General features: G+C 60.6%; 10 protein-coding genes. 5 read left to right on the forward strand and 5 right to left on the reverse strand.

Annotated elements, in window-relative coordinates; all coding sequences use genetic code 11:
- Positions 1-36: 36 nt before the first annotated feature.
- Both ypfJ and LPU83_RS52515 read right to left on the reverse strand, forming a co-directional pair.
- Entirely contained in the window at positions 37-954 is a 918-nt protein-coding gene (gene ypfJ / locus LPU83_RS52510) for a KPN_02809 family neutral zinc metallopeptidase (RefSeq protein ID WP_024317069.1), read from the reverse strand.
- Positions 955-1,098: 144 nt separating this feature from the next.
- Positions 1,099-2,136, reverse strand: a complete 1,038-nt coding sequence (locus LPU83_RS52515; protein ID WP_225039697.1) for a phosphatase PAP2 family protein — start codon at positions 2,134-2,136, stop codon at positions 1,099-1,101.
- Positions 2,137-2,444: 308 nt separating this feature from the next.
- Between LPU83_RS52515 and LPU83_RS52520 the strand changes: the two genes are divergently transcribed.
- The 5 genes from LPU83_RS52520 (at position 2,445) to LPU83_RS52540 (ending at position 10,227) form a co-directional block, all read left to right on the forward strand.
- Positions 2,445-3,485, forward strand: a complete 1,041-nt coding sequence (locus tag LPU83_RS52520) for a zinc-dependent alcohol dehydrogenase family protein (protein WP_024317071.1) — start codon at positions 2,445-2,447, stop codon at positions 3,483-3,485.
- A 169-nt stretch (positions 3,486-3,654) separates the two neighbouring features.
- The gene (gene carB, locus LPU83_RS52525) at positions 3,655-7,140 is read left to right on the forward strand and encodes a carbamoyl-phosphate synthase large subunit (protein WP_024317072.1); all 3,486 of its coding nucleotides are present in this window, start codon (positions 3,655-3,657) and stop codon (positions 7,138-7,140) included.
- A gap of 70 nt (positions 7,141-7,210) precedes the next feature.
- On the forward strand, positions 7,211-8,341 hold the full coding sequence (locus LPU83_RS52530) for a T6SS phospholipase effector Tle1-like catalytic domain-containing protein (protein ID WP_309475110.1): 1,131 nt from the start codon (positions 7,211-7,213) through the stop codon (positions 8,339-8,341).
- A gap of 328 nt (positions 8,342-8,669) precedes the next feature.
- Entirely contained in the window at positions 8,670-9,146 is a 477-nt protein-coding gene (gene greA / locus LPU83_RS52535) for a transcription elongation factor GreA (RefSeq protein ID WP_024317073.1), read from the forward strand.
- 31 nt (positions 9,147-9,177) lie between these two features.
- On the forward strand, positions 9,178-10,227 hold the full coding sequence (locus LPU83_RS52540; RefSeq protein WP_024317074.1) for a glycosyltransferase family 4 protein: 1,050 nt from the start codon (positions 9,178-9,180) through the stop codon (positions 10,225-10,227).
- A gap of 8 nt (positions 10,228-10,235) precedes the next feature.
- Here LPU83_RS52540 and LPU83_RS52545 read toward each other — a convergent pair whose 3' ends face one another.
- From LPU83_RS52545 to LPU83_RS52555, 3 genes are read right to left on the reverse strand one after another with little or no spacing between them, the layout of a single operon-like run.
- A complete protein-coding gene (locus LPU83_RS52545; protein ID WP_024317075.1) occupies positions 10,236-11,258 on the reverse strand; it encodes a glycosyltransferase in 1,023 nt (340 codons plus the stop codon).
- Positions 11,255-12,286, reverse strand: a complete 1,032-nt coding sequence (locus LPU83_RS52550) for a glycosyltransferase (RefSeq protein WP_024317076.1) — start codon at positions 12,284-12,286, stop codon at positions 11,255-11,257. Before LPU83_RS52550 ends, LPU83_RS52545 begins: the two co-directional genes overlap by 4 nt.
- A 12-nt stretch (positions 12,287-12,298) precedes the next feature.
- Positions 12,299-13,108, reverse strand: coding sequence for a glycosyltransferase family 2 protein (locus LPU83_RS52555; RefSeq protein WP_024317077.1), 810 nt, complete (start codon positions 13,106-13,108; stop codon positions 12,299-12,301).
- Between the last annotated feature and the right edge of the window lie 69 nt (positions 13,109-13,177).

Consider the following 13,177-nt stretch of genomic DNA (forward strand, 5'->3'; position numbering starts at 1 on the left):
TCAGCCTCTCCTCTGAGGAGAGGCTGTGTCTGTGTTTCAGATCGGCCCTGAGAACGTATCGCAGGCGGACAACTGCCCGCTGTCGAAGCCGCGCTTGAACCATCGGGCCCGCTGCTCCGAGGTGCCGTGGTTGAAGCTTTCCGGCACCACGTAGCCCTGGCTGCGCTTCTGCAGCGTGTCATCGCCGATCTGCTGGGCTGCGTTCAACGCCTCCTCCAGATCGCCGGCTTCGAGAATGCCCTTCTGCTCGGTGAACTTGCCCCAGATACCGGCAAAGCAATCGGCCTGCAGTTCGACGCGAACCGACATCTTGTTGGCGTCCGCCTCGCTCATCCGCTGACGCGCCTGATTGAACTTCGGCAGGATGCCGAGCAGGTTCTGAACGTGATGGCCGACCTCATGTGCAACCACATAGGCTTCGGCAAAATCGCCGGAGGCGCCGAATTGGCGGCTGAGCTGGTTGAAGAAGGCCGTGTCGAGATAGACCTTGTGGTCGCTCGGGCAGTAGAACGGCCCGGTCGCGGCCGAGGCAAAGCCGCAGGCAGATTGCGTCTGTGCGGAGAAGAGAACGAGGCGAGGCTCCTCGTACTGACGGCCCTGGGACTGGAAGATCCCGTTCCAGGTATCCTCCGTCTCGGCAAGGACGGTTCGCACGAATGCGGTCATTTCGTCATTGGCGGGCGTCTGGCTTCCCGATTCGCTCTGCTCGTAGCCCGGTCCACCTGTTGTCATGCCGCCATCCATGATCTGCAGCAGGTCGATGCCCATGGCCTTGAGGACAAGGTAGATGACGACGAGGAAGATGATGGTGCCGATGCTCAAGCCACCGCCGCGCCGGCCCATGCCGCCGCCGGACGGAAAGCTGAAGCCTCCTCCTCTGCCCAATCCGCCCATGGAAGGGTCGCTACGGCGATCCTCGATGTTGTCGGACTGACGCCGGCCTTTCCATTCCATGACGGTTCCCCCAGGCTAAACCTTCGGTCGCTACAGGCTCATATATATCTCGCCGATCGGGAAATTCCAGCTACCCGAGAAGGCGTGTTTGAGCGGAGGCTAACGGCGCAAGCAGCCTTCGGGATTTGCGTCCGGCCGGGGCAATCAGACGGTTACGACGGCATCCTTTGGAGCCTCGGCGGCTGATCCTGATTCGCGATCAAGCAGCTTTTTAAGAGTAAAATGGCCGAGCCCAACGACAAGCAACGACGCGTAGCCATCAATGGCGTAGTGCCAGCCGAGATAGACGGAGCTCGCTATCACGAACGCCGTGTAACAAAAGGCGATGATACCCAGCCTGCGTGAGACCTCTGCGGCGAAGAATGCATTCAAGGCGATCAGCCCCACATGGACGCTGGGAAACGCCGAGATGCCCGAGCCGAGCCCGGATGTCCCGTGCTCGTGAAGCGACCATAGATAACGCTGAAACATGCTCGCGGTCGTCGGACTATCAGGCGAGTTGAGAACCGTCAGCAGCTCCGCAAAGCGCTGCCCGTCGCCGGTTACCGCGCCATAAAAGACAGGCCCGGCCGATATGAAGATGCCGGCAAGAATATTTCCGCAGACCACCCAGACGAGCATGAACATGCTGATATAGCGGACGCGTATCGACGCCGCTCGCGGCGAGGTTGCCACGTAGAAGAGCGTTGCGAAGCAGACCAGGAACCACAATACGCTGTAGTTCCAATCGACGATCTTGACGATGGCGTCGTGGCCGGCGATCGAGAGCAGCCCCCTCCAGGGATCGGGCCCGAACGACAGCAGGGCATCGAGGTTTGCGAGCGGTTGATCGTAGATGAAGCCGCCGCGAATGATCGGCAGCAGGTTCTTGATCGATGTGAACGTGCCCTGAAAAATCATCAGCGCCATCATCAGCGCCATGCCCGAGAAGAGATGGGCCAAACGCTGAGGCGAAAATGCTCTTCGCGCAGCCAGCGATCGTTTCTGATCAAAGCGAAGCAAAATCCATGCGTAGTCAAAAATGGCGGCCATAAGTGGCATGAAAAACAGGAACAGGTAGGTCCATTGGTTGAAGTATAGGCCGAAAGACATCATCTCGGCGTGGCCATCGGCGATCAGCAACACGACGCCAATCACGAAATAGACTGCTACGGCGAGATAAAGCCAAACGTCCGCCGTCATCCGGACCTTGAGGTGCGATAGCAACTCCAAAGTCCACGCTCTCAGGCTCGCAAGCCTTTTATCACGCTGAGATACTGTCAATTCAAGCGCGCCCCTGCAAGCAAACCGCCCGCCTGGTTTGCAATGATAAATAGAAGCACCCAATTTGTTAATTTTCACGAACTGGCACTGCTAGAAGGCCGGCCTGACCATATTTTCCAATTGCGAGGCAAAGAAGCACTGACCGAGCGCAGCGCGCGCAACCGCTTGACGAGACATCGCCATTCAGGCCTCCTTGCGCGACGAAGTCAAAGGAGGAGAGACAAACGATGAAGGCGGTGCGGCTCGAAGCGACGGGAAAGCTGGCACTGCGCGAGGTAGAGCGTTGCGAGCCGGGAGTTGGCGAATTGCTGGTTCGCGTGGAGGCCTGCGGCATTTGCGGCACCGACCGCCATCTGTTCCTCGGAGAGTTTCCTTCCAAGCCACCCGTTACGCTTGGCCACGAATTTGCCGGCATCATCGAAAAGGTGGGCGAGGGTGTGAGCGGCTTTCGCAAAGGCATGCGCGTCACCGGCGATCCGAACATCGCCTGCGGTCGCTGCCCGCAATGCCAGCGCGGCCGCGTCAATCTGTGCCATAACCTGCAGGCGATCGGCATCCATCGCGACGGCGGTTTTGCCGAATATGTCTGCATTCCGCAGCAGCAGGCCTTCGAACTGCCTTCGGCACTGGATCCTCTCCACGGCGCCTTTTGCGAGCCTCTCGCCTGCTGCATCCACGGCGTCGATCTTGCCGAAATCCGGACCGGCGCCTCGGTCGTCGTCCTCGGCGGCGGCGTGATCGGCTTGCTCATCGTGCAGTTGGCCCGGCTGGCGGGAGCAACCAAGGTTGTCCTCGTCACCCGCAGCGAGGAGAAGCGGACGCTCGCCGAGAGGCTGGGCGCCACTGCGAGTGCGGATCCTTCGACAGGCGATATCGTGGCACGCTTGACTGCGGCAGACGGTTTGCTGCCCGGCGGCGCCGACATCGTCATCGAATGCGCCGGTGTTGCCGAAACAATCGAGCAGGCGCCCCGCCTTGCACGGCGCGGCGGCACCGTCGTGATCCTCGGGGTCATGCCCCAGGGCATGAAGATTGCGGTCGAACCCTTCGACCTCCTCTTCCGCGAGATCAAGCTGGTGAACTCGTTCCTCAACCCGTTCACGCACCGGCGCGCGGCCGATCTCATCGCATCGGGGACCATCAAGGTCGCGCCGCTTGTCTCCCGCCGGATCGGCTTCAATGACGCGGTTGAAGCAATCTCCAGTCCCGCCCGCCGGGGTGAGATCCGAGCCCTTGTCGTACCGGGTGTCGTACCGGGTATCGACTAGGCTTCTGTCGTTCGGCCAATTCCTGTCGATTCCGCAATTTATGGGGTTCCGTTTACAAATACATTTGCCTATAAGCCGCTTCTAGCCTGAAAAGACCATCACATGCGCGACCCGGCCGGTGCCTCCCACCCTGGCCGGCTTTCTGCGCAGCTAGGAAACGGAAAAAGCCATGCCGAAGCGCCAAGATATCAAATCGATCCTCATCATCGGCGCGGGACCGATCGTCATTGGCCAGGCTTGCGAATTCGACTACTCCGGCACCCAGGCGTGCAAGGCGCTGAAGGAGGAAGGCTACCGCGTCATCCTCGTCAATTCCAACCCGGCAACGATCATGACCGACCCTGGTCTTGCCGACGCCACCTACGTCGAGCCGATCACGCCCGAAGTCGTCGCAAAGATCATCGCCAAGGAACGTCCGGACGCGCTGCTGCCGACCATGGGCGGTCAGACGGCACTCAACACCGCCCTTTCGCTGAAGCGCATGGGTGTTCTTGACCGCTACAATGTCGAGATGATCGGCGCGAAGCCCGCTGCAATCGATATGGCCGAAGACCGCGCCCTCTTCCGAGAGGCAATGGATCGCATCGGCCTGGAAACCCCGCGCTCCATGCTGGCAAACGCCACCGACATCAAGGATGCCGATCGCAAGACGCATGAAGCCGAGCGCAACAAGCTGAAGGAGAGCCTCTCCGGCTCCGACCTCGACAAGGCGCTCGACGAGCTGGAAAACCAGTGGAACCTCGGCGAGACCGACCGCAAGCAGCGCTACATCAGCCACGCCATGGCGATCGCTGCGCAGGCGATCGACGCCGTCGGTCTGCCTGCCATCATTCGCCCGTCCTTCACCATGGGCGGCACCGGCGGCGGCATTGCCTACAACCGCTCGGAATTCTTCGAGATCATCGGCGGCGGGCTGGATGCGTCGCCCACCACCGAAGTTCTGATCGAGGAATCGGTTCTCGGCTGGAAGGAATATGAAATGGAGGTCGTCCGCGACAAGGCGGACAACTGCATCATCATCTGCTCCATCGAGAACATCGACCCAATGGGCGTCCACACCGGCGACTCGATCACCGTCGCCCCGGCGCTGACGCTGACCGACAAAGAATATCAGATGATGCGCAACGCCTCGATCGCGGTCCTGCGCGAGATCGGCGTCGAGACCGGCGGCTCGAACGTTCAGTTCGCCGTCAACCCGAAGGACGGCCGCCTCGTCGTTATCGAGATGAACCCGCGTGTTTCGCGCTCCTCGGCCCTCGCCTCCAAGGCGACCGGCTTCCCTATCGCCAAGGTCGCCGCCAAGCTCGCGATCGGCTATACGCTGGACGAACTGGAAAACGACATCACCGGCGGCGCGACGCCGGCCTCCTTCGAGCCGTCGATCGACTACGTCGTCACCAAGATCCCGCGCTTTGCCTTCGAAAAGTTCCCGGGCGCCTCGCCGGTGCTCACCACCGCGATGAAGTCCGTTGGCGAGGTCATGGCGATCGGCCGCACCTTCGCGGAATCGCTGCAGAAGGCGCTCCGCGGTCTCGAAACGGGCCTGACTGGCCTCGACGAGATCGAAATTCCGGATGTCGAGGAAGGTGAATCCAGCCAGAACGCCATCCGCGCCGCCATTGGCACACCAACGCCGGATCGCCTGCGCATGGTCGCCCAGGCGCTGCGTCAAGGGATGAGCCCTGAAGAAGTTCACGAAGGCTGCAAGATCGACCCGTGGTTCATCGCCCAGTTCAAGGCGATCGTCGACATGGAAGCCCGCATCCGCGAGCACGGCCTGCCAACTGACGCAACCAACCTGCGCGCGCTCAAGGCGATGGGTTTCTCCGACGCCCGCCTGGCAACGCTGTCCGGCAAGCGCCCGAAGGAAGTGGCTGAGCTGCGCAACAGGCTGAACGTCCGACCGGTCTTCAAGCGCATCGACACCTGCGCCGCCGAATTCGCCTCGCCGACCGCCTACATGTACTCGACCTACGAAACCCCGTTCGTCGGCGTTGCCCGCTCTGAAGCTGACGTTTCCAACCGCAAGAAGGTCGTCATCCTTGGCGGCGGTCCAAACCGTATCGGCCAGGGCATCGAATTCGACTATTGCTGCTGCCACGCCGCCTTCGCCTTGAGGGATGCCGGCTATGAAGCGATCATGATCAACTGCAACCCGGAAACGGTCTCGACTGACTACGATACCTCCGATCGCCTCTATTTCGAGCCGCTGACGGCCGAGGATGTCATCGAGATCCTGCGTGGAGAGCAGGAAAAGGGCGAAGTCGTTGGCGTCATCGTCCAGTTCGGCGGCCAGACCCCGTTGAAGCTTGCCGAAGCCCTCGAAAAGAACGGCATTCCGATCCTCGGTACGGCACCCGACATGATCGACCTCGCCGAAGACCGCGACCGCTTCCAGAAGCTGTTGATGAAGCTCGATCTCAACCAGCCGAACAACGGCATCGCCTACTCCGTCGAGCAGGCCCGCCTCGTCGCCACCGAAATCGGCTTCCCGCTGGTCGTGCGCCCGTCCTACGTTCTCGGCGGCCGCGCCATGCAGATCATCCACTCGGAATCGATGCTGCAGACCTACCTGCTCGACACGGTTCCGGAACTGGTGCCTGAGGACATCAAGCAGCGCTATCCGAACGACAAGACGGGCCAGATCAACACACTTCTCGGCAAGAACCCGCTGCTGTTCGACAGCTACCTCAGCAACGCCATCGAAGTCGACGTCGACTGCCTCTGCGACGGGACAGACGCTTATGTCGCCGGCATCATGGAGCATATTGAGGAAGCCGGCATTCACTCCGGCGACTCGGCCTGCTCGCTGCCGCCGCGCACCCTGTCGAACGAGATGGTCGACGAGCTCGAGCGCCAGGCGAAGGCCATGGCCAAGGCGCTTAACGTCGTCGGCCTGATGAACGTGCAGTTCGCCATCAAGGACGGCACCGTCTACGTTCTCGAAGTGAACCCGCGCGCCTCGCGCACGGTACCCTTCGTCGCCAAGACCATCGGTGCGCCGATCGCCAAGATCGCGGCGCGCGCCATGGCTGGCGAAAAGCTCGATGCGACGTTTGCCGCCTACGGCGAAAAGCCCGATCCGCGCAACCTCAAGCACATTGCCGTCAAGGAGGCCGTATTCCCCTTCGCCCGCTTCCCCGGTGTCGACACCCTGCTCGGTCCGGAAATGCGCTCGACCGGCGAAGTCATTGGCCTCGATACGGATTTCGCGCTGGCCTTCGCCAAGTCGCAGCTCGGCGCCGGCGTCGAACTGCCGCGTGAAGGCACCGTCTTCGTTTCGGTCCGCGACGAGGACAAGCCGCGCGTTCTGCCGGCCATCGGCGTTCTCGTCGGCGAAGGCTTCAAGGTCCTGGCAACCGGCGGCACGCAACGCTTCCTGGCTGAAAACGGCATCGAGTCGACGAAAATCAACAAGGTCCTGGAAGGACGTCCGCACATCGAAGATGCGATCCGCAACCGCCAGGTTCAGCTCGTGATCAACACGACCGACGGCAACAAGGCGATCTCCGACTCGAAATCGCTGCGCCGCGCAACGCTGATGCAGAAGGTACCCTACTACACGACGATGGCCGGCGCCGAGGCAGCCGCCCAGGCGATCAAGGCGCTGCGCGCCGGCAACCTCGAAGTCCGTCCGCTGCAGAGCTATTTCTGAGCCAAACGACCTGAAGTTGCCGTCCGATCGCTCGGATGCTACCGTTGCGGCGGTAGCTCCGGAGTGGTTCATGGCAAAGAACCTCGTCATTCTGTTTGACGGCACGTCGAACGAGATTTCGGCTGACCGGACGAATGTCCTCAGACTATTCGGCACCCTGAAACGCTCGGATGAGCAGATCGTGTATTACGATCCGGGCATCGGCACGTTCGGCGCGACCAATGCCTGGTCGAGACTGCTTCGCAAATCCTACGAGATTTTCGGGCTCGCGACCGGCTGGGGTCTCGATCAGAACGTCAAGGAAGCCTATCGCTTCCTGGTGGAGAACTACGATCGCGGTCCGCCCGATGCCGACGGGCGACATCCCGATCGCGACCGTATCTATATCTTCGGCTTCAGCCGCGGTGCCTATTCGGCCCGCGTCCTGGCAGGCTTCATCCATGCCTTTGGCTTGACAAGCCGATATCATCTCAATCTGCTCGACTATGCCTATAGGACCTACAAGGGGATTCCCGCGCAGGAAGAGCAGCTTGGCGGTGCCCCAGAAGATGGCGGCGAGGATGCGCCGTCGGCCTTCGCTGCCATGCGTCTCTATGAGCGCACGCTCAGAAATGACCGTCCGCCGATCAAGCTGCTCGGCCTCTTCGACACGGTGGCGTCGGTGATCGAGGCCGGCAAATGGCATCCGCAATTCAAGACCCACCCTTTCACCCGCAAAAATCCGAGCGTCGAATGGGTGCGCCACGCCGTCGCGATCGATGAACGGCGAACGATGTTCCGGCCGGTTCTCTGGGAGCCGGATCAGGAATATTGGGGTCGCCCGTTCCGCCCAAAGATGCCGGTCAGGCAGAACGTCAAGGAAGTGTGGTTTGCCGGCGTGCACGGCGATGTCGGCGGCGGCTATCCGGAAGCGCAGAGCGGAGCCGTCAAGATCCCCCTCGCCTGGATGATCGAGGAAACGAACCCCGCCGGGCTCCTCTATCGCACCCGCACTGTCAACGACATCGTGCTTGCAAAGAGCGGGAAGAAATACACGCCGTTGGACCCCATGGCTCCCCTCCACAGTTCCATGACCGCCGGCTGGAAAATCCTGGAATACATCCCCCGGCGCGTGCCGGAAAATTCCTGGCGCAAGCGCGGCAGTCGCAATGGCATTTATGTTCCCTTGAGCGACGGCGCTTCATTGCGGACGATGCGCTGATCCATATTTCGGTCAAGGAGCGGAAGGATGCGTGTTCCTATGATCCACCGAACCTGCCCGCAAACCCTCATTTCGTTCCCTAGCGGCTTGATCCATGTCCTGCGATCAAGCAGTCAAACCCTTGATCCGGCTCTTGCCTTCGTTATGACGGCGGCATGCAAAGACGCATCGCGTCGTAGCCGTGAATACGAATTTTATGGAAATCGCCGGTGCCGATCTGCTATAAGCCGTGTAACTAGGATTGTTGCACGGTTCCGAAGTTCGCCTTCGGGACCTGTTTTCTTTTGTGTCTGCGGCAAAGCAGACGCAGGGAGTGAAGGACAGAGAAATGGTTGATAAGGTACCGATGACACAGGGTGGTTTCGTCAAGCTGCAGGAAGAGCTGCGCTGGCGTCAGCAGGAAGAGCGCCCGCGAATCATCGAAGCGATCGCAGAGGCGCGCGCGCACGGCGACCTTTCCGAAAACGCCGAATACCACGCCGCAAAGGAAGCGCAGAGCCACAACGAAGGCCGCATCAGCGAACTTGAAGACCTCACCGCACGCGCCGAGGTTATTGACCTGTCCAAGATGTCTGGCGACAAGATCAAGTTTGGCGCCAAGGTGAAGCTCGTCGACGAGGACACCGACGAAGAGAAGACCTATCAGATCGTCGGCGACCAGGAAGCCGATGTTAAGGCCGGCCGTATCTCCATCTCCTCTCCGATCGCGCGTGCGCTGATCGGCAAGGAAGTCGGCGACTCCATCGAGGTCAATGCACCCGGCGGCGCCAAGGCTTACGAAGTTCTTTCCATTTCCTGGGGCTGATGAACCCGTGGAAGGTCGCGGCCAACCGGCTATCATCAATGTCAGTGACGTCGAGATTATTGCGCCGAACTTCAAGAAACGGCTCTCAGGCGTCACCTCCACCATCATTCAGTTGATCCCGGTCCAGCGCGCTCTCGGCGAGAAGATTGCGGCTCTGGGACCGGGTCTTCCGGCATCTTTGCCGCACATTCGCTTTCGCGACCTGCCGAAGCTTTGGCGCGCGCCCCGCAGCCGGCCCTTCCGCATATGGCACGCCCGCCGCAACATCGAGATGCTTCCAGCCATCCTGATGCGCGATGTCCTGCGCATGCCCTTGAAGATCGTCTTCACCTCGGCCTCTCAGCGACGCCATACCGGCTGGACGAAATGGCTGATCTCGAAAATGGACGCCGTGATCGCAACCAGCGGCAAGACGGCCGATTATCTGGAGGTGCCGAACACCGTCGTTCTGCATGGAATAGACACGACCCGTTTTTCCCCGAGCGACGACAAGGCAGGAGCCAGGCGAGGCCTTGGTCTCGACGCGACGAAGAAAATCGCCGGCTGCTTCGGCCGCGTTCGCCATCAGAAGGGAACGGACCTTTTCGTCGACAGCATGATCCGCCTGCTGCCGACCCGACCGGACTGGATCGCTATTCTTGCCGGACGTGCAACCACGCAGCACGTCGAGTTCGAGAAGCAACTGAAGGCGCGCGTCGCTGCCGCCGGCTTGACCGATCGCATTCTCTTCGTCGGCGAACACACCAATATCAATGACTGGTATCGGATGCTCGACCTCTTCGTCGCTCCGCAACGCTGGGAAGGTTTTGGTCTGACGCCGCTCGAAGCCATGGCAACCGCTGTCCCCGTGGTCGCCACTGACGTCGGTGCGTTTCCGGAACTGCTGTCAACCGGCGCCAACGAAACCGGCGTCATTGTCCCGCGCGATAATCCGGACGCAATGGCTCAAGCTGCGGGCCTTTTCATGGACGACGACAGCCGCCGGCAACGGGCATCGGCCCGGGCGCGGGTCCATGCGATGAACGCCTTCAGCATCGAAGGGGAAGCCCAGAAAATCGGTGCCGTCTATCGATCGCTTTGAGCGACGCCTCAAGGTTTGCGGGTGAAGAGCTCGAGGTAGGCGTTGGCAACCACGTCTTCAGAGAACTGCTTCATCAGCGTCTCGCGTCCGCCTGCAGCAAGCTTTGCGGCCAGGTTCGGGTCGTTGATCACCCGTTCGATGGCGTGCGAAAAACCATCGGTATCTCCGATTTCGGCAAGAAGCCCATTGTCGCCATCCCGCATGAACCACGACGGTCCTTCGGAACGGCTGGAAACGACGGGCTTGCCCTGCGCCCAAGCCTCCAGAATGACATTGCCAAGCGGTTCGTGGTTTGACGGCATGACAAAGATATCTGCCGCCGCCACGAAAGGTCGCGTATCCTTCTGCCAGCCGAGAAATCGCACGCGGTCCGTCACGTCGAGATCCGCCGCTATCTTCTTGACATTGTCCAGCTCCTCGCCTTCTCCGGCGAGCCACAAATAGACGCCCGGAAGCTTCGCAACCGCCGCCGTCAGCAGCGCAAACTCCTTGCGTGGCACGAAACGGCCCATCGACATCACAACAGGCGCATCCGCTGGTGTGCCGAATGCAGCACGGTCGATCGGGGCAACCTGTTTTGCACTCGTGAAGTTCGAAATCACCTCGACTCCTCGCGTCCATCCCAGCTTGCGCACGTGCTCGGCGATGCCGGGCGTGTTGCAGACAAGAATGTCGGAGTTCTTGAAGTATCTGAGATTGGTCGGGTAATCCCCAAGCCGGGAGATCTTGATGCAACCTTTGTAGTTCGGCATCAACTCGCTCGCGCGAGGTGCCCAGGCCATGATTGCATCCGGCCGAACCCATCGCGCATTGAGAGCAACTCTCAGCGGCAGCAAAACCCGATCCAGGGAGAGATTGCGGAAGTTGCTTTCGGAGATCCTGACCGAGGCCGGCATATCCTTGCGCCAGATCCGACCGGGTCGGATGACGGCGCTCTGCTCGACATTGCGCCGAGCCAGGGCATTGACAAGGTGAACGAAGAACCGCTCGGCCCCCCCATCCTTGCCAAAGTGGAAGTGCATCACCCTCACGGTTCACTCTTCCCGGTTTCAAACAAGCGGATGTAGGCTTGCGTGATGGCCTCCTCGGAAAACCGGTTCGTGAGCGTGTCTTGGCCACCTTCGATCAAGGCAGCACGCAAGGCCGGCTGATCGCGAAGGCGCGCCATTGCATTCGCGAGCCCCTCGACGTCGCCGCAATCGACCATCAACGCATCCTTGCCATCGGTCATCACCCAGCTCGGTCCCTCGGCACGAGAGGAGATGGTGGGTTTCCCCGCCCCCCAGCCCTCGAGGCACACATTGCCGAGTGGCTCGTGAAGCGACGTAACGGTGAAGACATCGGCGGACGCGAGATAGGCATAGGCATTGGTCTGCCAACCGGCAAACCGTACGCGGTCGCGCAGGCCGAGCTCATCGGTGAGTTTTTCAAGGTTCTCGCGTTCGGGCCCATCGCCCAGCAACCACAGGTATGCGCCCTGGGTTCTCGCAATCGCCTTGATCAGGACATCAAAGCCCTTCCGCTTTACGAAGCGTCCCATGCCGATCACAACGAACGCGCCTGCGGGCGTCTGTAGCGCCTCCCTGGCGATTGGCTCGCTCGGGACCGAACGCGTAAAATTGGCGATCACCTCGACGCCACGCGTCCAGCCGAGTTCCCGCACACGCTTGGCGATATCAGGCGTGATACAGACGAGCGTTTCAGAATTGCGGTAATAGTCGAGGTGTTCCGGATAGTCTCCGAGCCGCGAAATGCGTCTGGCGTTCTTGTATCGCGGCATGAAGCGGCTCGCGCGCAATTGCCAGGACATGATCACGTCGGGCTGAAAATCGTTCAAAATGGCGCGCATGCGCGCCGACAAGACAAACCGGGAGAGCGAAATACGCCGGAACGTACCCTCATAGACCTCACCGCACTTTTCTATGTCCTTGCGCCAGCTGCGATCGGGGCGAATGAGCGCACGCTGCTCGATACCGCGGTCGTGGAGGGCATTGACCAAGTTGACAAAGAAGCGCTCTGCTCCGCCCTCCTTGCCGAAATGAATATGCATCACTTTCATTGCGATCGGACCTCAGTGCCTTCCTGCGTCGTCAAAGCTCGGGTGCCGCTCTGCGACCTGCCGTTGGTACAGCTTCGCCTGGGTGAGAAAGGCGTACACGGCGCCGGTCATTGCCTCGATAAAGCCCGACGGCCCGCAGCGCCATAGCCCGTTGTGGAAATACAGACGCAGGAAATAGAGCGGCGGGCTGCAAATCAGTTTGGCGAAGGTTGTCCCCTCGCCCAAGGCAAAGTGCTGATCGGCCTTCAGGGTCGAATACTTATTCTCTTTCAGGATTTGCTCATCGATGATCAGTGGCCGATAGTGAAGGAGACTCCCGGACTTCGCATCCCCGACACGCCCGGTCGGCACGATACCTTCGTGAACGGTTTGCGTGAGATCATACGCACCTCTGCCTTTGCGGATGAGCCGCAGGTTCTTTCGCTCGTGCACATGCTCGGGCGTGTAGCCGTAGCCGATCAGATAGGGGCGACGCGCCACCCGCCAGCCGACAATATCGTCGGGAGCGGCAACCAGCTCCGGTAAAAGCTTCCGCAGCGGCGCATCGAGCCGCTCATCGGAATCAATATTCAAGCGCCAGGGCTGGGTACACTGATCGAGCGCGAATTGCTTCTGCCCCGCATAACCGCGCCACGTCTCGTGAAACAGCCGGATCGGCCAGCCCTTGTCGATATAGGATTGAAGCAGAGCGACCGTGCCGTCCGTCGAACCGGAGTCGACAACCACGATTTCCGCACATTTATCGAGACTTTCGATGCAATTGCCGAGGTACGTCTCTTCGTTCTGGCAAATGATGAACGCGGAAATGGGCAATTTGGTCATAGAATAATCTTCGCATCTTCATCCGCAGCGGACGGCCCGGCAAAACGCCTCTAATAAGGCATAAGCCGT

This window comes from Rhizobium favelukesii, from assembly GCF_000577275.2.
Lineage (GTDB): Bacteria > Pseudomonadota > Alphaproteobacteria > Rhizobiales > Rhizobiaceae > Rhizobium > Rhizobium favelukesii.

Excerpts from the sequence above, each read along its gene's own strand:
- LPU83_RS52550 (WP_024317076.1), bottom strand. The coding sequence starts at position 12,286 with ATGAAAGTGATGCATATTCATTTCGGCAAGGAGGGCGGAGCAGAGCGC.
- LPU83_RS52520 (WP_024317071.1), top strand. The coding sequence starts at position 2,445 with ATGAAGGCGGTGCGGCTCGAAGCGACGGGAAAGCTGGCACTGCGCGAG.
- ypfJ (WP_024317069.1), bottom strand. The coding sequence starts at position 954 with ATGGAATGGAAAGGCCGGCGTCAGTCCGACAACATCGAGGATCGCCGT.
- greA (WP_024317073.1), top strand. The coding sequence starts at position 8,670 with ATGGTTGATAAGGTACCGATGACACAGGGTGGTTTCGTCAAGCTGCAG.
- LPU83_RS52530 (WP_309475110.1), top strand. The coding sequence starts at position 7,211 with ATGGCAAAGAACCTCGTCATTCTGTTTGACGGCACGTCGAACGAGATT.
- carB (WP_024317072.1), top strand. The coding sequence starts at position 3,655 with ATGCCGAAGCGCCAAGATATCAAATCGATCCTCATCATCGGCGCGGGA.
- LPU83_RS52555 (WP_024317077.1), bottom strand. The coding sequence starts at position 13,108 with ATGACCAAATTGCCCATTTCCGCGTTCATCATTTGCCAGAACGAAGAG.
- LPU83_RS52515 (WP_225039697.1), bottom strand. The coding sequence starts at position 2,136 with ATGACGGCGGACGTTTGGCTTTATCTCGCCGTAGCAGTCTATTTCGTG.